Consider the following 21767-nt stretch of genomic DNA (forward strand, 5'->3'; position numbering starts at 1 on the left):
CAAATATCTCCGGATGCACTCCGCATCGCCGCTTGAAAGCACTTGGCGTGAGTTGTTTGAGTTGTTTGTAGGTCATGCGGCTTTCCTCCTTAACCTACTTTTTCCCATTTTCCTTCCATTCACGCAAGAGGTCTACTCTCCCCACCAGAAAGTATCATAACTAGACGAAATGCACTCGTTTAGCTTTGAGCGTTGATCCAATCCCCTAGCGCCTTGCCCATCTTTTTTAGCTGAAGAGGGCGCTTGTAACTGAAATTAGAAAGTTGGGCTGCGGGCTTGATAATACCCCGATTTTTCTCACCGTCACACCAGTACGAGTTTGGAGCCGATTGTGGCGTATCAATGAGGGTAAAGTGCAACAAGCCAATCAATCCAGCGTTTTGCAGTTCTAAAGAGCGTTGTTGTAATTCTTGGTAAACCTTCGCGCCTCCCTCGTCCCAATCAGTGCCAGTATCAGCCATCAAGAAAAAGTAATCGATCAGAGACGGCTTTTGCAGTTGTGTTTGGATGAATTGGGCAATCGCGATTACTCGATCGGGCATATCATAAAGCTTCGCTTGATCGGGGGTTAAGCGTTTGCATCCGTTCCCCTCATTCCGCCAAGGGCCTTGGGTGACTTGAAACCCAAAGAAATCGACTCCCGGTGCAGCCGCTTTTAAATCGGGTAAATAGTTTTGTAGACCTGTGGGAGAGGCATTGAAGTCACCGAAAGCCAAACCCACTTTCAAATTCAGTCCTGGAACTGAATTCGCTGAGGTACGTAATCTTTGGGCAGCTTCAGCCATTAACTGCCCGAACTTCTGCGGAATACTGGCATCCCACCCATAATTCGCATTAACGGGATCGCGCAGCGTTCCTACCAGATTATGCTCCGGTTCCAGCGATACATACACCGTCCCTTGCATCTTAGAGAGTACATCTTTTGCGAAGCGATCTAGCTCCGAGAAGTACCAACTCTTTCTGGCTTCAATTTCAGCCCAAGTTTTTTTACTTTGGGCATCGTGAGTAATCAAGTTAACGATAAAGACGGGGACAACCCCTTCCTTAAACATTCGGTCTGTCGTCGCGCAAGTTTTCTGACCAGCGACACAACCAAACCAGATGGGTTGCCATCCCACCTCTACTCCAAGCGATGTCGCTTTCGGTTTGGGTAAACCGACTTCTTTGGCAACATCAAGGCTGTGCATCCAAGTTTCTTCCACATTGCTCGTGCCACCACCAAAACCAATTAGCAATGAATTACTGGTTTGGGGAGTGCTGGTTACGGGTTGAGGAGTCGCGGTTATCGGGGGAGAAGTCGCGGGGGTCTGAGCAGTTGTTGGTGGAGTTGTCGGAGGAGTATAGATGGTCTGACCTTGACCCATCAGCTTTTTTTGACTCAGAACCATCCGGAACCAGTTTTGAACCATCACTTGGGTTCCGTTTCGCCGCCTCGTAGTGCTCCGGAGTTGAGAGTTTGCTACATTCTCATTCCAAACGATCAACTGCCGTTTTCGGGTTTCCACATAACGGATTGAAGAAACGCGACTTTTTTGTCCATCCACCAAATAAGCAAATACAAGTCCGTAGTTAGGATTACTGCGTTCAACTGGAATCCAATACTCCCGACCGCAGGCAGCAGGATTCACTTTCTCTGGAACTCGATTGAAGTGATGGAAAACGTAGTAAAGGCGACCATCCCGATCAACGCCTTTGCCCAGTTGAGTTAGCATCCCGGAGCCACAGTAGTTTTGAATTGCTGTTTTGCTGGTTTGAGGGCTTGGGGAGGCAGGAGTAGAGGCGGTTTGGGCTGCTGTAGAAGCTTGGCTCTGGTTATTTATCAGAGTTTGGGGGAGAGTAGAGGCAGTCTGAGTGCGCCTTAGCTGGCTCCAATTTAGAATCCGCGCGATCGCATGAGAAAGGGCTTGATTACCATCTTGCCGCGTTAAGATTCTTCTCAGTAGAGGATTGACTGAATTACCATCCCAAACGATGAGTTTCCCGTTGTTAGTTTCCACATAGCGAGTGGCAGAAACGCGATTTTTGTATCCATCCACCCAATAAACAAATACAAGTCCGTAGTAAGGATTGCTTTGCTCGGTTGGAATCCAATATTCCCGACCACAAGCGGCAGAATTCACTGACTCTTGACCTCGGCTGAAGTCATAGAAAACGGAATACACTCTCGTGTCTGTATCGATTCCGCTGGTGGGTTTGGTGATGGTGCCAGAACCACAGTAATTTGTCGGGGCGGTCTTCTCAAAAGGGCTGGGTTGGCTTGCTAGGATTTGCTGTTGTTGAGACTCAGAAGCAAATTGATTCACCGTATCCTTGAATACAGAAGTTTGAATGGCAGGCGGGTCAGCAGCAATGGCCACAGAGGAAGCATCGGTATGGGGACTGCTGATACCCAAATTGAGGGTAAAAACTGTGCTGAGCGCTATTGCGAGAATGCGGTGCAGGAATGTTACCGGGTCAAAGAAGGAGCCTACTAGAGTTGCAACAAAGCTGATGGTAGCTAAAGCAAGCAGCCGAATTCTACGCATTATGCAGCCGGAAATCTAAATAGATTATTGGCTGCTTCCTTTCTCTACTTCATCGGGAAATTTGCTGGATATCTCATTAATTGGCATTTGGCTCTCCGTGCGATCGCGTAGTTCCCGCACTCTTCAACACCGTTCCTGTCCGTTAATCAACCTAAAATTCTGCTGAATATCAGAAATCCGGTTGCTTAAGAAACGGGGTTTCCAACTACTTCCCTTACTTCTGCCTCACCAGAATTAGTCCCGAACGCTACTTCACCTAATCGTTTCAAAAGGTAAAGGTTGTCGATTGATCAATACCGCAACCGAGCTACCAAAAAGTTCACAATAGTGCTGAGTTTTCGACAACAAGAGGAGCCAATCAGGATAGCTGAATTTACCGCCATAGCAACCAAAAGTGATTGATTTAGCCATTCTCCTTGTCTTAGTTGCTGGTTTTAGTAACGAATTCGAGGGTCGATGTAAGCATTGATAATATCAATCAAAATGCTAGCAACTACGACAATCGATGCAAAAAATACCATGATTCCTTGCACAGTAGGATAATCGCGTAAAGAAATTGCTTCATACAGCCGATTTCCTAAACCAGGCCAAGAGAACGTAACTTCTGTTAAGACTGCGCCGCCAAGCAATGCGGCTAAAGTCAGCCCCAGGACGGTAATCACTGGAATCATGGCATTTTTTAGGGCATGGGCAAAGAGAATCCGCGATTCTGGAATACCTCTGGCTCTAGCAGCTTCTACATAATCCGCCTTGAGGGTTTGCTTCAAGTTCACCCGGACAATCCGCTCGAAAATCCCACTGAGGAGGATTCCGAGGGTCAAGCTGGGGAGAGCGAGATAATGTAATGCGGTGAAAAAATGCTCCAAGTTACCGCTGAGGAGACTATCAATCGTGTAAAGACCCGTGATGAGAGGTGGGGGTGCTGTAGTGAGGGGAAAGCGAGATCCTAGGGGAAACCAGCCTAGCTGAACCGAGAAAATCAACTGTAGAATCATCCCTACCCAGAATATCGGGAGTGAGTAGGTGATGATGCCAAACAAACGACCGCTCGCGTCTAAAACCGTGCCAGGGCGGGTGGCAGAAAGGATGCCAACGCCGACGCCGACCAGGAAAGCGATCGCCATACTAAATACTGCCAATTCTACTGTCGCGGGGAAGTATGTCTGAATCTCACTCCAAACATCTTGACCCTGACTGGTCAGCGAAGTCCCCAAGTTCAAGCTGAGTAAGGAACCTAGATAGCGAATGTACTGCGACGCTAAGGGATCGGATAGCCCCAGCTGTTGACGATATAGCTCTTTGACGCTTTCTGGGGCGCGACCGCCTAAAACCGCATCCACCGGGTCGCCTGGGGTGGCACGGAGGAGCAAAAACACTAGGGTGATGATGATCAATAGCATCAAGGGTGCTAGGAGAAGGCGGACGAAGATGTAATACTGTAGGGCTTTGGAACGAGACATTTCTTTTTTAACGCAAAGGTTCGCAGAGGTTTACGCAAAGGTAGCGCTGTCGCGCCGCTTCGCTAACGCAGAGGTTTAACTCTGCGTAATGCAAGTGCTTCCCTTTGTGTTCCTCTGCGTTTAAAAGGGAATTGTAAAACTAAGCGATCGCTACTTTTTAATTGTCCAGAAGGCGAAATCCTGGGTGGGATTAATGCGGAGACCGCTGACACCTTTTTGGGCAAAGGCGAAGTCTTTACTTTGCCACAGAGGAACGTAAGGAACGTCTTTCGCGAGTAGGTCTTGAATATCCGCAAAAATCTTCTTGCGAGCTTCGGGGTTTTGCTCTTTTCGTTCTTGGGAAATCAGCTGGTTCATGCGATCGCTGTAATAAAATGACCCCTGATTTTGGCTTGCGCCGTCTTCACAGCCGTTTGCCGCCGATCCTTTCGGACACTCCAGAAAGGGCTGAACGTAGTTGTCAGGGTCGAGAAAGTCTGGATACCAATCCAGTAAGACGGTCTGATAAAGACCTTGGGGGACACTTTTAAAGAAGGTGGCGGAGTCTACGGTGTTGACTTCAAATTGCAGCATTCCTCCCAGTTCTTGATCTGCCACTGCTTTGAGGGTACTGGCAGCAAGTCGGCGAGTCGGTGAAGTCGAAGGATACCAAATTTGTAGCTTCAAAGGATTGGTAGGAGAATATCCAGCTTGCTGCAACAGTTGTTTTGCTTTGTCGGTATTGCCATCCCCGTATTGGTCTTTAAATACTGGCTTGTAGACATCAAAGGTAGTGGGCACCATGCTGTAGAGGGGTTCAGCTTGATTTTTGAGCGATCGCTCATTCACTAAAGGTCGGTTGACGATGGATGCGATCGCTCCACGCACGACTGGGTTATCGAGCGGCTTACTCTTGGTATTGAGCACCATAAAGCTAGCAGCACTCCCCTGAGACTCAATCGCTTGCCAGCTCCCTTTGGTCGCCCCATCTTTCAAGCTGGCAATCTGGTCGGGATCGAGGGATAGGTAGGCGACATCCACGCCTCCCGTGCGAAATGCGTTAAACAAGTTGGCTGAATTACTCAGCACTTGCACGTCAATTCCTTTATTTACTGGTTTCTCGCCCCAGTATTGGTCAAAAACATCCAATCGCTGCGACTCGCTGCTAAACTGAGCCAACTTGTAAGGGCCAGTTCCCACAAATGTGTTCGGTTTAAATTTCCCGGTGCCAATTTCATAAGCTTTGGGTGAAACCGCAGCGGCACCAGAAAATGCCAGTAGGGCGGGAAAGGCGGCAAACGGCTTTTTCAGCTTGATGGTTAACTCGTTGTCTCCGGTCGCCTTCACGGAGTCCACCGTATCGCCGAGAAGAAACGATGGCTTCCCTTTGTTTTCGATAAAGCGTTGCAGGGAAAATTCCATCGCTTTGGCGTTAAAAGGAGTGCCATCGTGGAAGACGACGCCCTGACGCACAGGAATGGTGTAAGTTAACCCATCTGGACTCACTTTCGGCATTGCCGTCGCCAGTTGCGGCTTGAGTTGGGTGCTTCCCAATTCGTAGGTATACAGGCGATCGCTCATGTTATAGAGCAAGTAGGCAGCTGCTAGCTCGTAATTATCTGCCGGGTCCATCGTCCGTGGCTTCTGGGTAGTGCCGATGGTAATCCGACCCGAATTGGCACCACCAGGACTGGGAGAAGTTGCAGAATCAGACGCCGGTCGCTTCCCACAGCTGATCGCGAGAAAACAACAAAGACAAAACAGACAAAAGAATTGTCCGATGAACCGCCACCGATGAATAGACAGGCGTCCCCACTTCATAAATTAACTATGCGCTCTTTCAAATCGACTTAGATATCTCATTAAAGCCGATTAAGCTGAAAGCTGAGTGTTGACCCTGGAAGTGCTAGATCGAAAAAGTGCTAGATCGAAAAATACAGCGGGAAAGATTTTGCATCCTTGGGTTTGACGAATACTCGCTGTTGTGGCTCCAACTCTAACTGGTCGAAGCGCTCTCGCGTGATATGTGCCGTGACGACCTGACCATCGTCTAAGATTAATTCCGCCTGAATTTCCCAGCCGAGATGAATTAAGCGGTTCACCCTTGCCGGTACGGAGCTGCCGTTGGGGTTCGTGTCTACGACAACATCATGGGGACGCAGGAAAATCTCAGCTTGGGTCGAATCAAACCCGTTTGCCTCGAAAATGCGGGAAGTGCTGGGCAACACATTCACTGGGCCAATGAAACTCATGACAAACGGTGTCGTTGGGTGATCGTAAATCTGAGCGGGTGTGCCGATTTGTTCGACTCTGCCTTTGTTCATCACCACAATTTCATCGGAAACTTCCATCGCTTCTTCTTGGTCGTGGGTGACGAACACGGTGGTGACGTGGACTTCATCGTGCAGGCGTCGCAACCAAGCCCGCAAATCTTTCCGAACTTTGGCGTCTAAGGCTCCAAAGGGTTCATCTAGCAGTAATACTTGGGGTTGAACGGCTAGCGCTCTGGCTAAGGCAACTCGTTGCCGCTGACCGCCGGAGAGTTGGGAAGGGTAGCGATCGCCTAGTCCGCTCAGTTGCACTAACTCCAGCAATTCTTCCACCCGCGCCTTTACTTTGCCTTTGGGAGTTTTTTGGATCTCCAAGCCAAAAGCAATATTTTTGCGGACGGTGAGATGCTTAAACAGGGCATAGTGCTGGAATACAAACCCGATGTTGCGGTCTTGAACACTTTGATGGGTGGCATCTTGACCAGTCAGCCAGATTTTGCCGCTATCTGGCTTTTCCAGACCGGCTATCAGTCGCAGCAGTGTAGATTTACCAGACCCCGAAGGCCCTAAGAGTGCTACCAGAGAGCCTGATTGAATTTCTAAGTTGACTTCGTCAACGGCTTGAAAACTGCCGAACTGCTTGGAGACGTTTTCAACAACAATGCCCACTACTTTCGACCCCTAGACAAGAATATTTTTTTAGCTATCCTATCTGGGTTTTCATTGACCCATCAAAGTCAGGATAGACTAATCTCCGGTTTACCGATGAGATTAACGTACATATATACCATACCTAAAATGTATTTGCATTAATTGAGATTTGCTAGAGACCTGTGGGTCAACAAAACTGGCAGGCAAAATGAGACAGTTATATTCTGCCTGCTCTCCCCCGCAGCATTTTTATAATGCATTCTTAAATTAAGTTGAAGTCGGGAGGGTGACGAGATGAATGTTCTAGCCTCCGCAACTCCCGCAATCTCCGGCTCCGCAATCCATCCCAGAACCGCAATCTAAAGAAACACAATCTGCGGCTCCACAATCTAAGGAAGCACAATCCATTTCAGAGAAACAATCTAGTGCTTCACAACTCAGCTCTGAGACACCTGATACACAATCTAGAGCACCATAATCATTACAATTACTACAGTTGCTGCCCCAGTTTCTATTTCTGCGATCGCGGTTGGTGCGATCGCTATCAGCTTGACTGCTATACCTGGCTTGCAAAATTTGGTTTGCGATTTTACAAGCTCGAAATCGTTGGCGCACCGTTGCGATCGCCCCCACCAAACCCTGTTGTGCAATCATGCGCTTGGCGTACTGAGAGCAAGATTCCCCCTTGTAAAGCAATCGATGAGCGCAAGAAAACCCTTTGCGGGGTGAAATGTGCCTCTGATAGCCGCCGATAGAAGCGATCGCCATTTGCCGAATTGCAGAATCGAGGGAAGGAGCATTCATAGAATTGGAGCAAAAATCTCTGAAGTGATTGGGAGTAGCTACAACCCCAGGAACCGCGATTTAGTTTTCAATGTGTTAAGCTCTGTTGCAATTCAGTCACAACCTGCACGATCCTGCTGGGACAACCGAAAAGTCCGTGATACCATCTCACCTTGTAGCCGTAAGAGAATCGGGAGAATAGCTTTGGTACTACGGGTTGCTGTTGTGGGATCGGGTCCGGCGGGTTCCTCTGCTGCCGAAACGCTAGCAAAAGCTGGAATTGAGACTTACTTGTTTGAGCGCAAGCTAGATAACGCCAAGCCTTGTGGCGGGGCAATTCCGCTATGCATGGTGAGCGAGTTTGACCTACCGCCTGAGATTATTGACCGGCGGGTCAGAAAAATGAAGATGATCTCACCTTCCAACGTTGAGGTGGATATCAACATTGAAAAAGAACATGAATATATCGGTATGTGTCGCCGCGAGGTATTGGATGGATACCTACGCGATCGCGCAGCTAAATTAGGTGCAAATTTAATTAACGGCACTGTTTATAAACTCGATATTCCCACGGGCAATGCTGACCCTTACACCTTGCACTACGCCGATCACTCGAACGGTAGCGCTGAAGGGGAAATGAAAACCCTGAAAGTCGATCTAGTGATTGGGGCCGATGGGGCGAATTCCCGCGTTGCAAAGGCAATTGACGCCGGGGATTACAATTATGCGATCGCCTTCCAAGAGCGCATTCGCCTGCCAGAAGATAAAATGGCTTACTACAACGACCTGGCAGAAATGTACGTCGGGAACGATGTTTCTACCGACTTCTACGCCTGGGTATTCCCCAAATACGACCACGTCGCTGTCGGCACTGGCACCATGAAGGTGAACAAAGCCGACATCAAAAATCTGCAAGCAGGCATCCGCAAGCGTGCCGCTAGAAAACTCGCAGGCGGCGAAATCATCAAAGTAGAAGCTCACCCGATTCCAGAGCATCCCAGACCCCGCCGCGTTGTCGGTCGCGTTGCTCTCGTGGGAGACGCCGCCGGAACGGTTACGAAGTCTTCTGGAGAGGGAATTTACTTTGCCGCCAAGTCGGCGCGGATGTGTGCAGAAACCATTGTTGAAACTTCCAACGGTGGTACCCGCATCCCTACAGAAGCCGACCTGAAGCTGTACCTGAAGCGTTGGGATAAGAAATACGGCATCACCTACAAGGTGCTGGACATTCTGCAAACCGTCTTCTATCGCTCTGATGCCACTCGCGAAGCGTTTGTGGAAATGTGCGCCGACAAAGACGTGCAGAAGCTTACCTTCGATAGCTACCTGTACAAAACAGTCGTTCCGGCAAATCCCTTGATTCAGATGAAAATTACTGCCAAAACGATTGGTAGCTTGTTACGGGGTAACGCGCTAGCTCCTTAGTGGTTTCTATCGGTAAGCAGAATTTGAAAAGCAAAAAAACCTAGAACATTAACAAATGGTTTTTCAGCCAGCGTTGGATCTTAAGAATCCAACGCTGGTTTTTTTATCCTCGTAATATTCAGATAGCGCTCCTCTGAGAGTTTTTATTGACGAGAGAAGAAGACCGACCGCTACTTGAACTGAGAACAGCCACAATTAAGCTTAGTAAGCGAACGATTGATAAACCTCAACCTCGGATTTATCGTTTACGGATTCCACAATCGGATTAAAACGCAACAAGTGACGGGCGCGTTCGGAGAGTGTATCTAGGGTTGCACGCGGAATATTAATCGACACCTCAGGACGAAACATCCAGCGGCGACTATAGCCAATTACAACCATCGGACGCGGTGTTTCTGTGTAGTTAGGAGTGCCCCGGTGCAGACCCCGAACATCCCGGATCATCACATCACCCAGTTGCATTGTGACAGGTTCTAACTTGGCTTCTCCAGACTCCATGCGGCGCAGTCCTTCCTCTTTGGAAATCATGTGCGTACTGCGCGTAATCTCCATTGGCCCGTTTTCCAGAGTGATATCTACGAGTGGAAAGTTGACAGCTAACTGGAATGGCGGCGTTTCTGTACCCATTTCGGGGAAAAGTGGCGGCGCATCTCGATGCACGTCTTGATATTCAGACCCCAGCAAAGGTGTGTCAGTTGCTAGTTGGCACATCACTGCATCTTTGCCTACTAACAACTCTACAAGTGCCAGAATATCGTCATCTTCGTAAATACTAGGATCGGCAAAAGGAGCAGTGAAAGGAAGGGTTACATAATAGCGGGCTGAACCGCGATTGCGAAGCTTGCCTTCGCGGACAATGTGATCTTCTAGCAAAGGCGTGAAAGCTTCACGCCAAGAATTAAGTGTTACCGGGGAAAAGTGATTGGGCAACACACAATAGCCATCGTTCAGAACCGCTTGGGCGAACGATTCGATTTGTTGGTGGTTATAGCGCTTTGTCATCATCTTTTGATTTTAGCGATTGAGTATAGCGAATGGCTGTAGTTTAAAGTTTTATTTATGATAATTAATAATCCAACAATTAGGCGTTTTAAAACCCTCATCTCTAAGAATAAAGCGTTTTCTTGTAAATTTTAATACTTAATAAATAAACCTATAAAGAGAGTTTAGATAAAACTATTCATCCAATAGTTGCTTAAATAACTCTTCTCCTCGAATTGCGCTAAAAGCCTCGTCATTTTTAGCGATTTCTTTATACCTAGGCTCAATATCAATTGCCCATTGTAGGTTTCCGACTGCTAGATTAAGGCGGTATTGCATTGCATAGCAGCGAGCATTGTTATATCGAGCTTCCGAAAAGTTTGGTTCAATTTTAACCGCTAAGTTATAAGATTGATTTGCCTCTAAATATCGACCTTCAGAGAAGCAAGAATTACCTAAAATCAAGTAATCGTTGGCGTTTAAATCAAGATTTTGATTGACAGATTCTGTTTCTGCCACTCTTTGCTCAGACACTGCATCGTTTGTTTGAGCTATAGGCTCCGATAGGGTATCGGAAACCAGTTCATGATTTTGATAAGAATGCTCAAAGTTAGAGCTTTCAATTTCTCTATCTATAACGGTCGGAATTTTAACAGCTTGTGCATAACTGAATTTTGCAATTTCTTGTTGTACACTTTGTTTCTGTTCTTTTAGGTTTTCTAATATAATCTGAGCTTGAGATAAAGTTGTATTTAATTGGCTTAAAGTATCCGTTTCAAAAAGATTAGCTTCTTGCGGTAAAGCAGATTGTTCTAATTTTAAGTTAGCCTTGACTGTCTCTTCTATTTGTCTAGTAAGTTGTTCTTGTAGGTGCGCGAATCCCTTCTGAGCATCTGAAATTATTTGATTTGTCATACTGCGATGAAGCAGAACCACACTAACAGCGATCGCAATCGGAAACAGCGTCAGAACCAGTACCAAAGTATTCAGCAGCGTGGTGATGCGGCTAAAGGCGCGGTCAACTTCAGCTTGGACGCGATCGCGTATTTCTTTCTCTTGCCGCAGTCGTTCTAGTTCCTCTCGTTCTTGATTTGACAGGGTTGGAGATGAATTAGGCTGGGGTTGGGCAGTGGTAGCAACGGCAGATACTAGCAGGGAAGAAAGCGCCAGTGCAGGAAGCGCAAGCTTTGCGATCGCAACCAGATTGGGAATTTTCATTTTTCATCCTGTTAGCTTTCAGTCTTAGTATTCCCAATCCGAGCCAAAACTATCAGCCAATCTGCATTTAAATTGCAGATTAGTCGCAGAGGGTTGGAAATGGGGAATGGGTAAAGACTTTTTGAGTTATAACCCTTGGCTTCGCTCAATGCCAGGGGTTTGAATTTTGAATTAAAGAACGCTCTTCTCACTCAAAACTCAGACGCGATAAATCGCGTCTCGACAACTCAAAACTCTAATTCCCTTCCCAGTCCCAACCCATCGCCACATCTGAAATGTAAAGGTAGGACGATCGCTTTTAAACCACCTGATAAATAAAGCTGAGTGTTGCCCAGCTTCGCACATCTAGGGCGTAGGAGTCAGAAGAGATAGGAATCGTTTCCGAAGGGACTGAAGCGATCGCTTCCCCCTCCCCTTCATGCCGCATCGCTAACGTACTCGCCTGATGCAAGTCTTGCAGCACCGCCTGCGCCACACTCAGCGGCTTAAACAACTCGCCTACTCCCTCTCCCTTCGACCCGCGAATTGATGCCACAGTCGCCATAGTCTGGGTAAAGGGTGCCGAGGAGCAAATTAGAAGAGTTTCTTCTAACCCGCTAGAACCGCGAATCGTCAATTCAAAAGAGTCAGCAGGTTGTGGCACGATCAGGGTAGCACCCGCCTCGACGACCAGCTCTTTGATCGTTGGTTTCGCATCCGAGCCGTCCCCGATTTGGGGAAATTGTAGCGGATAGAGAGCAACACCAGCGCCGCCGCTATCAACGCCGATAAGCATCAAATAAATCGGGCGATCGCTATAATTTTGGACTCGGTACTGGATGCGGCTACCGATGGGGATGGTGGGGATACCTCCCTCGGAAGGAATTTTTGAGTTGACAAGACGCGATGACTCGTTTCTGGGATTAGAATCTACAACGGCGTTCCCTGTCATCCGCAGCGTTTCTCGTTTTAGCAACACCTTTTGGCTGGGATAAATCATCTCCAACGTTGCCCCCACTCCCAACCGGGAAGACCCTTCATTGACCGTCAAACGCAATAATTTCGCTGTCAGCAACGTCCTCAGTTTGGGCACTAACCGATTCACAGCCGCCTTCACCGCCTCACCCGATTCCCCAACGGTATTGGGAATCAAATCCCGACCCAGAGAAAACAGCCCATATCCTCCTAGATAATCGGATGTCTGCGCCTTGCCAAACAAATAATCGGCGGGTTGCTCTCCTGCCGTCACCACGGATGAGACAGAGCGAACGCTGGCAAAAGCACTGGTGGCATCCACGCGTTCAATTCGCTCTAGTCCGGCGTCTAAGGCAATCGTCAAGCCTATATTTTTAGGCAACACCCGGACAGATTCGTGAACCAGTTGCCCCACTTGGAGGCTAGAGAGGCTAGAAGTGTCTGCGATGCCGACAACTCGCGCCTTGGCGGTGAGGCCCTCTTTGGAACGAATGTGTAGTTGCAGTTGAGTCGGAACTGAGGATACTTCACCTGTCGCGTTGCTGTCTGGCGTCTGAGCTTCCGGCATAGGTAGGGAAGCACTCAGCTGAGAATTCACTCCGTAGTATTCCAAAACGGGTGCAGGTAATCCTGCTAGCCACAGATGTACCGTTTTACCGCCTTCTTCCACCGCTGTAACGACGCCATCCGCACCGATGCTAATTTCCGGCTGATAGGGTAACAAGGAAGGCTGGTTACTTTTTTGACCGCTTAACTGGGGTTGTTGCTCTTTCCCCGCCAGCTGCTCGACGACCCCAGCTGCTCGACTGAAACTGACTTGAACCGTAGTGGGAGGAGTCGCCTGCCAGAGATGTTGCGTCAGGGCATAGGTGAACAGTCCAGCGCTGAAACCGCCCCAAGAAGCCTCTGCCGCAAGTTGACTGGGACCAGCCGCTGCCAGCACGATTCCTGGCATTTGACCGGGTTGGTGCTGCTTCTTGAGCTGTTCCCGCGAAGATTTGAGACGCCGCAGGAGTTGTTCCTGAAAAGCGAGTTCCTGGTCGCTCGCTTGCTCTGCTAGCGATTGTAAGGCAGAACGAATCCGCAAGTTCCCTTGGAGGACTGTATCGGCGTCAGTATAGCTGGTATCCAGTACTGTTGTGACTTGGTCTGTGGGAAGCGATCGCAACAGCAACAGCAGTGTCTCTTCCAACAAATCATTCGCCGGTGCCCCTTTCGTCGGCAGCACTCCATCTACTGGCACTAAACTGTTTTGAGTGTTGATTTGAGTGTTCAAGGCTGTAGGCGCTAGCGGTGCAGCCGCAACGCTTTCGCCTTCCGGAAGGGTGGACTGAGGACTGAGTGAGGATTCATCAGCACCTAACTCAGTTCTGAGTCCATTCTCCTCAGTCCTAGTTCTGACACGGCTACCGCAGCCGCTGAAGTGGAACAAAACAACATCCCCCGCCGCTGCCTGCTCTGTGAGATGCTCCAGAAAAGCAGTTTCAATATTCTGCCGCGTTGCTTGGCTATCTGTCAGCGTCAGAATATCGCTAGGGTGAAAACCAAAGCGATGAATCAACAGTTCCCGTTGTAGTTCCACATCTGTGACACAACCTTGTAGAGACGGAAGCGATCGCGTCTCTGTCCCACGAGGGTACTGATTAATTCCTACCAGTAGCGCCAACTTCCGCCCACTCGGTTGTGCCAGCGCCTGATAATAGCGATCTAGCAGAGGCACCGCAAAGCTTTGATCTCCCAGTAGAGATAGGGCCGTTTCGCTCACGCCCAGCGCCGCTAGCGCCAACCCTGCCCGTTGCAGAAAACTTCGCCGATTCAATCCCATATCAGCCATTAGCCATTAGCCATTACTCGATCAGCCTATCAGGGGCTAGGCTTTAGAGAATAGTCAAGAATGGCAAATTTTCAAATTTAAGTTGCCTCCCCTCTCAAATTTCAAATTTGAAACTTGCAATCTTAAATTTGCTTGCTTCCTCTGGCACCTGCATCGCCCTTGCCAATTCTGCCGCAACTTCTGGGCGAGAAAACTCTGGTGGTGGCAATTCACCCCGACGTAGCATTTCTCGCACCTTCGTTCCCGATAGGTGAATGCGTTCAGAGGGATTGCTGGGACTGGTCTTCGTCGTCGCCATTGTCTGCGTGCGCGTGCAGTAGAAGGCGTGTTCAAACTTCATCGGCATGATGCCCAATTCACCCGGCTCAAACTCATCAAAAATGTGCTGAGCATCGTAAGTTCCATAATAATCGCCGACACCCGCATGATCGCGCCCAACGATGAAGTGCGTACAGCCGTAATTCTTGCGAAGCAGGGCATGGAAAATTGCCTCTCTAGGGCCAGCGTAGCGCATCGCGGCGGGATTAATTGCCAAAATTACCCGGTCTTGGGGGTAGTAGTGTTCCAGCATAATCTCGTAGCAGCGCATCCGAATCTCTGCCGAGATGTCATCATCTTTGGTGACTCCTACTAAGGGATGCAAGAACAAGCCATCTACGGTTTCTAAAGCGCACTTTTGGATATATTCATGCGCCCGGTGGATGGGGTTGCGAGTCTGGAAGCCGACAATCGTTTTCCATCCCCTTTCTTTGAACATGGCGCGAGATTGAGCGGGATCGATCTGGTAATTAGGGAATAAAGAATGAGAGTCGCGTTGCAACAGCCAAACTGAACCCGCGAGATTAATTTCCCCTTGCTTGTAGACAACCTTAACGCCTGGGTGTTTTTCATCCTCAGTGCGATAAACATTCACCGCCTCGCGGGTTTTATCGTAGCGATACTTTTGTGTGAGTTCCATGACACCGACAAATCTACCCGTCGGGTCATCCAGACGCACCAAACTGCCTTCTTTTAGATTCGCCGCAACCGACTCATCCACCGAAAGCGTCACAGGAATTGCCCACGGTAGCCCATTGGCAAGCCGCATTTCAGTAACTACTCGATCGTAGTCTGCCTGTTCCATAAAGCCAGTCAGCGGGCTAAATCCACCAATGGCAATCAGTTCTAAATCCGATGTCGCCCGTTCGTCGAGTTGCACTCTGGGGAGAAAGTCGGCTTTATCGAGAAATACTTGTCGTTGTTCTGGTGTAGCGATGCGATTAATTAGCTGACCGCCGTGAGGTGCTATGCCGTCTGGACGCTGACTCATATCGAATTGTTAATTTTAGCTGCAAAAATTATCGTACCAATATATAGAACCGGACGGTGAAAAACCTAACCTCCCAGTTCCCTTCTCTTGGGGTTAAAGAGGATCGACTTTTCAACTAACGTGTTTGTGCTCATTATGCGATCGCTTCCCATTCATCCAAGGTAACTTGAAACTCTTTATAGACTTGTTCCATAGCTAACTCCTCTGTTTCAAAGTAACCTTCTTCGGAAGCTCCCCGCTCCTGCGATATTTGGAAGAGATAGAAACCAGAGTCAGTTGTGTATTGCACAATTCTAATTTCTTGAGGTGGGGATAGCTCTATTTTTCCCCCATTTACATAGCGATACCGACGCACGACTCTGATAGATGTATGCTGCGAACTTAGAAACACACGACGCTTTAAGATGGGCAATCGTTGTTTGAATAATTCAAGTAGCTCAAAGAAAACATCTAGAGCTTTGGCTTCGTCTCCAACTTCTTGCAGAATAATGTTGCACCATCCTGCTGTTGATGCTTCCCACTTGCAATATCTAGCAATCCAATCATGGAATTGTCCAAAGGGAGGGATTTCTTCTGGAACAGCAATATTATTGGTTTGTATAGCAAAATAGTACCCAGAAATAAATGCCTTTAATAAGGTAATAGACTTCTTTCCCAAGTACATACCAGGTCTAGGTTTTATTCTTTCCAAAAGCTCATGGATAGGCATTTTTGAAGGGAATATAGGTGACATACAGTATCTCGCTTTACCTAGAACAGGGCAGAAACTTGAATTTAACCGTTTTCAAGAGTGGATACAGGAAACATATAATATTACGGCATTTCACGGATAGGATAATATAATTATCTTCTCTTCCGCGACTGAAAGAGACGCGCCAGATAAATTTTTGGAGCTAATTGAATAATTTTAGAATAGAGAAATGGATTCACTTATTTATTTTTAAGCCAGAAAATCCTCCGAGTTTGATTTACATTTTTCCAAAGAAAAACACCTCTTTATCTGATTGAATAGCAACAAAAAAAGAGGCAAAATATTTTACCTTTGCCTCTAAATAAATTGTCTATTTCTTGTGGAGTACGCTAAGTATAATTCGCTTTGCGTATCTTAGCGCTCCTTTGATTTCTTAATTACTCAAACCTGTCGATGATGCCGCCGCCGAGTACGATATCTCCATCGTACAAAACCGCAGCTTGTCCAGGGGTAATCCCGAACTGGGGTTCATCGAAGACAAGCTTGATTCGCGAATCTTCGAGAGGAATTACGCTGACTGGTACTGCCTTTGAACGATAGCGGACTTGCACTTCGGCGCGGATGGGACTGGTGGGTTCTGGGATAGAAACCCAATTTAACCGCGATACGGTGCATTCAGGCTTGTGGGTGCTAGCGCGATCGCCTACAATCACTCGATTCCGTACCGCATCCAACGCCACCACATACAGCGGTTCCGCCGCCGCAACACCAATTCCCTTCCGCTGTCCAATGGTGTAGTGATGGATACCCGTATGCTGACCCAACACCTTCCCGGACTGGTCAACAATGTCACCCGTTTGCTGAGAAATGTACTTGTCTAGAAACGTTTGCATGGAACCGTGGGATTCAACCAAACACAAATCCATACTTTCTGGCTTATCAGCGGTTTTTAAGCCGAATTCTGCGGCGATGCGCCGAGTTTCTGTCTTGTGCAGTTCTCCCAACGGAAACATCGATCCCGCTAGCATTTCTTGGCTTAAATCGTACAAAAAGTACGACTGATCCTTAGATAAATCTACAGCCCGACGCAGCTGATAACGTCCTGTTTCTGCGTCATACCCGATCCGCGCATAATGACCCGTGGCAATTTTATCAATCCCCAATTCTTCAGAGGCATAGCGCAGCATCGGGCCAAATTTCACCGCCTTATTGCACTGAGAACAAGGTAACGGAGTAATCCCCGATTCGTATCCCGCAACCAGGTAATCGACAATATTTGCCTGAAAAACATCCCGACTATCAACAATGTGATGGGGAATGCCCAACTGTTCGCAAAGAGAAGCCGCATCGACCATTCCCTCAGAACAGCATTGACCTTTACCCTTCATTAGCCAGAGGGTAAGACCAACAACTTCATATCCTTGATGGTGGAGGGTAGCGGCTGCGACGGAACTATCAACTCCACCGGAGAGGCCGACGACGACTTTATTCATGGACGGAAAACTGATTTACAGACTGAAAGATTACTCAAACATTACTTGCTTTTCTAAGCTAACACCTAGACGCTAAAATAGTGAGTCCCTTTTCAAGAGGAACCCACTATCTTATTTGACTGAACAAAACTCTTGAAACCCTTAATAAGCCCTAGAGAAGGTTAAGCAGGAACCTAGGCACGTTCATGCACTAGGGCTTTATTTAGCCTTCAAAGGAGGGTAAGTAGGGCAGAACGCCTGCTGCTGTTGGGTTACACCCTGGTGAAACTTCTCTACACGGAAAGATTTGTCAGTCAGACAGACCCACTAACTTGAACAGCAAGGTAGAAATTAAGTGCTTATTACTGAGAGAAGACGACTACATCGCCACCGCTGAGGACATCGATAGCAACAACATCATTAACCGCTACATTGTTGTTGTTGAGGGCGTTCTTAATGACCTCATTGTTGTTGAGAACATTCCGCAGATTGAGGATCTCTACGTTGTTCCTGTTGAGCGCGTTGTTCAATGCCTCGACGTTATTATTGTTGAGAATACCTTCGACATTGACGACGCGAACATCTTCTACAGTTAGGTCATTGAGTGCCTGAAGATTGTTTACCTGAACGCTGATGTTATTGAGCGCTGCGATCAAGTTGCCAACGGTAGCCTGCCCTGTTTGCTGTACCGGCGGGGTTTGCTGAGCTAGAGCAACTGCCGGAATACCTAAGATTAGGATACCCGCACTTAGTAATGAAGCTAGCCGTGTTTGCTTGTTCTGCATTCTTTAATAACCTCGAATTAGACTTGTTTGGAATGTCTGTAGTGAACGATACGAAACTTGTTTCCGATAAGTCGCCTTTCCAAAGAACGAGGTTGATTTAGTTAAAATTCTCACTAAAGAGTGAGATGGGTATTTGAGGGAATTACAATCTACTGGAAAATTAAAGAAAACGAACTTATAAAATTACCCCAATTGCTAACCCGACGATTCTCCCAATTGAAGCGATCGCGACAACTGACAACTGTGCCAATCGTCCCGTTGCGACTGGGTGGAGGTTGTTATTCGCGCATCCTACTCCAGTAGCAGCCAGACTCCCTACACCACTAATGTGGTTCCTCGCTTACCTGCATCGCCCCTGCTTTAAAGCCCGCAATTCGGTATTATGTACCTGTTTATCTGGGATTTTTGGTATCTTCCCGCTCAAACTTAGAACTCACAGGAATCAGCACTGAAATTGGTACAGATGCAACAGAGGCAGGAAAAGATTCAGCAAATGGTGGTGACTGCCCAGCAGATGCGCGAGATTGAAGGGCGCGTATTTGCGGCTGGAATGCCAGTGGCGGCTTTGATGGAAAAGGTGGGGGGTCTGATTGCTAGTCGAGTTCAAGCGCTTTATCCTTGTTTACCCCCCTCATTCCCCTCATTGACGGGAAGAGGTAAGAATGTACTGCGTGTAGGCGTTTTGGTGGGGCCGGGTCACAATGGGGGCGATGGGTTGGTGGTCGCCCGTGAGTTGCATTTTCAGGGTTATGAAGTTGTTGTCTATCGTCCGATTGCCAAGTTGAAAGAATTAACTTCGCAACACGCCCAGTATGTTGAGAGTCTGGGAATTCCCTGTGTTGAGCAGATTGAGCCGTTGCAAGGGTGCGATCTAATTATTGATGGTTTATTTGGGTTTGGGCTGGAAAGAGCGATCGCAGAACCCATATTTTCTGCGATTCATCAACTAAATCAGTGGTCTAAGCCCGTCATTAGTATCGATTTGCCTTCTGGTTTGCACACCGATACTGGGGAAGTTCTGGGAACGGCGGTTCGTGCAACTCACACGTTTTGCTTAGGCTTGTGGAAATTGGCGTTTCTGCAAGATCGAGCCTTAGAATCTGTCGGAAAAGCGGAACTGATTGATTTTGATATCCCGGTGGCGGATATCTCGGCGGTACTGGGTGAGACGCCCAATATTCAGCAGGTGACATCAGCAGTTGCGATCGCGCATCTTCCCATTCCTCGCCCCGCAGTAACTCACAAGTACAAACAAGGACATTTGCTGTTGATTTGCGGTTCTCGCAAGTATGCGGGAGGGGCAATTTTATCCGGTTTGGGAGCCAGATCCAGTGGCGTCGGGATGCTCTCAATTGCAGTGCCAGAATCGCTGAAACCTTTGCTGGTAGCTCAGTTGCCGGAAGCACTGATTATCGGTTGTCCAGAAACGGAGACAGGTGCGATCGCATCTTTGCCAGAAGAAATTGATTTGAGTTCGTATAATGCGATCGCTTGTGGTCCCGGTTTGACAAAAGATGCCACGTCAGTCGTGGAAAAAGTATTAGAAAGCGATTTGCCGATTGTTTTAGACGCTGATGGCTTGAATATCCTCGCCCAATTAAACCCGATACCGACTCTCTCTAAACGACAAGCACCTACTGTTCTCACCCCTCATACAGGTGAGTTTAAGCGTTTGTTTCCAGATGCACCCGATACCACGAAAGATCGGGTAAGTGCAGTTCGGGAAGCAGCCCAGCAAAGTGGGGCAGTGGTACTCCTGAAGGGGGCAAGGACTGCGATCTGCCATCCTGGTGGCTCAGTATGGATTGTTCCCGAAAGCACTCCCGCTTTAGCCCGTGGCGGTAGTGGAGATGTGCTAACGGGGCTAATGGGTGGATTGGTCGCAACGGCATCTCAGCAAGAGTTACCCATCGCAGAGATGGTGCAAAGTGCGGCTTGGTGGCACGCTCAAGCCGGAATTTTGGCAGCCGAGGAGCGGACTGAGTTAGGAGTTGATGCGTATACTTTGACACAGTATTTGATGGCAGTCGTGCGATCGCATAGTAGATCGTCCCGTTGAGCGCGATCGCACTGTAAAATCCCTGAATCCGGCTGATTGAGGAAAGATGATTATTCTCGTCATGGGCGTATCTGGTAGCGGCAAATCTACCGTCGCCCAGCTACTCGCACAAGAACTAAACTGGAATTTTAGCGACGCCGACTGCTTCCACACAAGCTCTAATATTGAAAAGATGAGCCGTGGCATTCCCCTCACCGATGCCGACCGAATGCCGTGGTTGCAAGCCATGCAACACGCCATCGACCAATGGCTACAGGAAGGCAAGAATCAGGTACTAGCGTGTTCTGCCTTAAAAGAATCCTATCGTCAGATGCTGTGGCGAGATCCCCAACAGATGCGACTCGTTTATCTCAAAGGGAGTTTCGAGGCGATCGCGCAGCGGCTGGAAGAACGCCAAAGCCACTTTATGACCAAAACGCTGCTGCAAAGCCAGTTTGACACCCTTGAAGAACCACAGAATGCCCTTTGGGTAGACATTTCCGAGCCGCTAGACGTAATTGTGCAGCAGATTTGCAGGCGTCTAGAAATCTAAAACGAGCGATCGCATCTTATTCCAAATCCACTGGTTCGCTACAGGCAATCCCTAAAATCTTAAACCCACACCACCCTGCACTGAAACAGCGGTACCACCACCATCCCGGTAGGCGTCAAAAGCAATAATTGCATTGCCAAAAAGAACAGCATTGCTGTTGGGAACGACGTAATCAATCCCCGGTTGAATTGCAAAACTGGTTTTATCCCCTACCGGCGAAGGCGTCCGATTCCCGCTGCCAAAAGCAACGCCTGCACCCACATAGACATCTGTCTGCCAGTTGAGGGGGATATCATAGGAAATCGTTGGCACAACTGCTGGACTCGCCCCAATTAGCGCTTGTGCCCTTAAGGAAAGGGGAGCTTGCAGGAGTTTGTAGCGTACAGCAACCACCCCACCGATTTGGCGACCTTCTCCAAAATCATTATCATTAATCCCCACCGTAGCACCAACCCCCACATAGCTGCCGTATGCTGCCTGAGCCGATGCTGGCTGACAAAAAGCAAACCCTATCTTACCGGAAGCCGAATCGGTTACGGGAAGCAAAAAGTAGAACGCAAAAAATAAAAAGTAAAAAAGGCTTTTTTTTACCTTTTTCCTGTCACCTTCTAGGGCGGCTCCTTCTTGCAGAAATAAACCCTTGAAACGCTCCATTTCCCCACTCCTCAGCGCCCATGAAGCAAAATGCTCCATGTTTGTGTCGATTGTATTCTAATTTATCCTGAATTTCCTCAGTACCAAATTATTCATAGCCAGAGATAATAAACCCCGTCCCAAGCCTTCTCGGAACGGGGTTTATTTTTTTAAACGCTAGCGTTACAAACGATGACTCTGTTTCA

The 21767-nt window shown here is 48.1% G+C and carries 17 protein-coding genes and 1 pseudogene; 4 read left to right on the forward strand and 14 right to left on the reverse strand.

The genetic code is table 11. The annotated features are described in order from the left end of the window. Window positions 1-179 precede the first annotated feature (179 nt). From H6H02_RS13850 to yidD, 6 genes and pseudogenes are all read right to left on the reverse strand, one after another. Entirely contained in the window at window positions 180-2525 is a 2346-nt protein-coding gene (locus tag H6H02_RS13850) for a hypothetical protein (protein ID WP_190818618.1), read from the reverse strand. A gap of 261 nt (window positions 2526-2786) precedes the next feature. Further along, a pseudogene (locus tag H6H02_RS27895) lies at window positions 2787-2936 on the reverse strand (DNA adenine methylase); the annotation flags it as partial. Window positions 2937-2959: 23 nt separating this feature from the next. Further along, a complete protein-coding gene (locus H6H02_RS13855; RefSeq protein ID WP_190818620.1) occupies window positions 2960-3985 on the reverse strand; it encodes an ABC transporter permease in 1026 nt (341 codons plus the stop codon). A gap of 150 nt (window positions 3986-4135) precedes the next feature. Further along, the gene (locus H6H02_RS13860; RefSeq protein WP_190818623.1) at window positions 4136-5785 is read right to left on the reverse strand and encodes an ABC transporter substrate-binding protein; all 1650 of its coding nucleotides are present in this window, start codon (window positions 5783-5785) and stop codon (window positions 4136-4138) included. Window positions 5786-5886: 101 nt separating this feature from the next. Continuing rightward, a complete protein-coding gene (locus H6H02_RS13865) occupies window positions 5887-6903 on the reverse strand; it encodes a TOBE-like domain-containing protein (protein ID WP_190818625.1) in 1017 nt (338 codons plus the stop codon). Window positions 6904-7188: 285 nt separating this feature from the next. Next, complete coding sequence (gene yidD / locus H6H02_RS13870; protein WP_190818629.1) at window positions 7189-7689, reverse strand: membrane protein insertion efficiency factor YidD; 501 nt, start codon at window positions 7687-7689, stop codon at window positions 7189-7191. 183 nt (window positions 7690-7872) lie between these two features. Here yidD and chlP point away from each other — a divergent pair, with 183 nt between their 5' ends. Continuing rightward, on the forward strand, window positions 7873-9093 hold the full coding sequence (gene chlP, locus H6H02_RS13875) for a geranylgeranyl reductase (RefSeq protein WP_190818631.1): 1221 nt from the start codon (window positions 7873-7875) through the stop codon (window positions 9091-9093). A 201-nt stretch (window positions 9094-9294) separates the two neighbouring features. Here chlP and H6H02_RS13880 read toward each other — a convergent pair whose 3' ends face one another. The 7 genes from H6H02_RS13880 to H6H02_RS13910 form a co-directional block, all read right to left on the reverse strand. Then, a complete protein-coding gene (locus H6H02_RS13880; protein WP_190412959.1) occupies window positions 9295-10098 on the reverse strand; it encodes a phytanoyl-CoA dioxygenase family protein in 804 nt (267 codons plus the stop codon). A 171-nt stretch (window positions 10099-10269) separates the two neighbouring features. Further along, window positions 10270-11292, reverse strand: coding sequence for a hypothetical protein (locus tag H6H02_RS13885; protein WP_190818633.1), 1023 nt, complete (start codon window positions 11290-11292; stop codon window positions 10270-10272). Between the two features lie 298 nt (window positions 11293-11590). Continuing rightward, window positions 11591-14071, reverse strand: a complete 2481-nt coding sequence (locus tag H6H02_RS13890) for a caspase family protein (RefSeq protein WP_199329173.1) — start codon at window positions 14069-14071, stop codon at window positions 11591-11593. Between the two features lie 103 nt (window positions 14072-14174). Continuing rightward, window positions 14175-15389, reverse strand: coding sequence for a sulfate adenylyltransferase (gene sat, locus H6H02_RS13895; protein WP_190818635.1), 1215 nt, complete (start codon window positions 15387-15389; stop codon window positions 14175-14177). Between the two features lie 133 nt (window positions 15390-15522). Next, window positions 15523-16122 carry a hypothetical protein gene (locus H6H02_RS13900; protein WP_206757281.1) on the reverse strand — a complete coding sequence of 200 codons (600 nt, stop codon included), beginning with the start codon at window positions 16120-16122 and terminating at the stop codon, window positions 15523-15525. A gap of 395 nt (window positions 16123-16517) precedes the next feature. Further along, window positions 16518-17573, reverse strand: a complete 1056-nt coding sequence (gene mnmA / locus H6H02_RS13905; RefSeq protein ID WP_190818639.1) for a tRNA 2-thiouridine(34) synthase MnmA — start codon at window positions 17571-17573, stop codon at window positions 16518-16520. Between the two features lie 341 nt (window positions 17574-17914). Continuing rightward, window positions 17915-18337, reverse strand: a complete 423-nt coding sequence (locus H6H02_RS13910; RefSeq protein ID WP_190818641.1) for a hypothetical protein — start codon at window positions 18335-18337, stop codon at window positions 17915-17917. A 120-nt stretch (window positions 18338-18457) separates the two neighbouring features. On the opposite strand from H6H02_RS13910, the gene H6H02_RS13915 reads away from it, so the two are divergent. The 3 genes from H6H02_RS13915 (at window position 18458) to H6H02_RS13925 (ending at window position 20928) form a co-directional block, all read left to right on the forward strand. Then, entirely contained in the window at window positions 18458-18640 is a 183-nt protein-coding gene (locus tag H6H02_RS13915) for a hypothetical protein (protein ID WP_190818643.1), read from the forward strand. 160 nt (window positions 18641-18800) lie between these two features. Next, entirely contained in the window at window positions 18801-20396 is a 1596-nt protein-coding gene (locus H6H02_RS13920) for an NAD(P)H-hydrate dehydratase (protein WP_190818645.1), read from the forward strand. A gap of 46 nt (window positions 20397-20442) precedes the next feature. Beyond that, window positions 20443-20928 carry a gluconokinase gene (locus tag H6H02_RS13925; RefSeq protein WP_190818648.1) on the forward strand — a complete coding sequence of 162 codons (486 nt, stop codon included), beginning with the start codon at window positions 20443-20445 and terminating at the stop codon, window positions 20926-20928. Window positions 20929-20979: 51 nt separating this feature from the next. Here the strand turns inward: H6H02_RS13925 and H6H02_RS13930 are convergent, their stop codons facing one another. Next, window positions 20980-21582, reverse strand: a complete 603-nt coding sequence (locus H6H02_RS13930; RefSeq protein ID WP_242040700.1) for a hypothetical protein — start codon at window positions 21580-21582, stop codon at window positions 20980-20982. Window positions 21583-21767: the final 185 nt, after the last annotated feature.

It is taken from the genome of Coleofasciculus sp. FACHB-1120 (genome assembly GCF_014698845.1).
Classification (GTDB): domain Bacteria; phylum Cyanobacteriota; class Cyanobacteriia; order Cyanobacteriales; family FACHB-T130; genus FACHB-T130.

Excerpts from the sequence above, each read along its gene's own strand:
- H6H02_RS13920 (WP_190818645.1), top strand. The coding sequence starts at position 18,801 with ATGCAACAGAGGCAGGAAAAGATTCAGCAAATGGTGGTGACTGCCCAG.
- sat (WP_190818635.1), bottom strand. The coding sequence starts at position 15,389 with ATGAGTCAGCGTCCAGACGGCATAGCACCTCACGGCGGTCAGCTAATT.
- mnmA (WP_190818639.1), bottom strand. The coding sequence starts at position 17,573 with ATGAATAAAGTCGTCGTCGGCCTCTCCGGTGGAGTTGATAGTTCCGTC.
- H6H02_RS13860 (WP_190818623.1), bottom strand. The coding sequence starts at position 5,785 with ATGAAGTGGGGACGCCTGTCTATTCATCGGTGGCGGTTCATCGGACAA.
- H6H02_RS13910 (WP_190818641.1), bottom strand. The coding sequence starts at position 18,337 with ATGCAGAACAAGCAAACACGGCTAGCTTCATTACTAAGTGCGGGTATC.
- H6H02_RS13855 (WP_190818620.1), bottom strand. The coding sequence starts at position 3,985 with ATGTCTCGTTCCAAAGCCCTACAGTATTACATCTTCGTCCGCCTTCTC.
- H6H02_RS13885 (WP_190818633.1), bottom strand. The coding sequence starts at position 11,292 with ATGAAAATTCCCAATCTGGTTGCGATCGCAAAGCTTGCGCTTCCTGCA.
- H6H02_RS13850 (WP_190818618.1), bottom strand. The coding sequence starts at position 2,525 with ATGCGTAGAATTCGGCTGCTTGCTTTAGCTACCATCAGCTTTGTTGCA.
- H6H02_RS13925 (WP_190818648.1), top strand. The coding sequence starts at position 20,443 with ATGATTATTCTCGTCATGGGCGTATCTGGTAGCGGCAAATCTACCGTC.
- H6H02_RS13900 (WP_206757281.1), bottom strand. The coding sequence starts at position 16,122 with ATGTCACCTATATTCCCTTCAAAAATGCCTATCCATGAGCTTTTGGAA.
- H6H02_RS13930 (WP_242040700.1), bottom strand. The coding sequence starts at position 21,582 with ATGGAGCGTTTCAAGGGTTTATTTCTGCAAGAAGGAGCCGCCCTAGAA.
- H6H02_RS13890 (WP_199329173.1), bottom strand. The coding sequence starts at position 14,071 with ATGGGATTGAATCGGCGAAGTTTTCTGCAACGGGCAGGGTTGGCGCTA.
- H6H02_RS13880 (WP_190412959.1), bottom strand. The coding sequence starts at position 10,098 with ATGATGACAAAGCGCTATAACCACCAACAAATCGAATCGTTCGCCCAA.
- yidD (WP_190818629.1), bottom strand. The coding sequence starts at position 7,689 with ATGAATGCTCCTTCCCTCGATTCTGCAATTCGGCAAATGGCGATCGCT.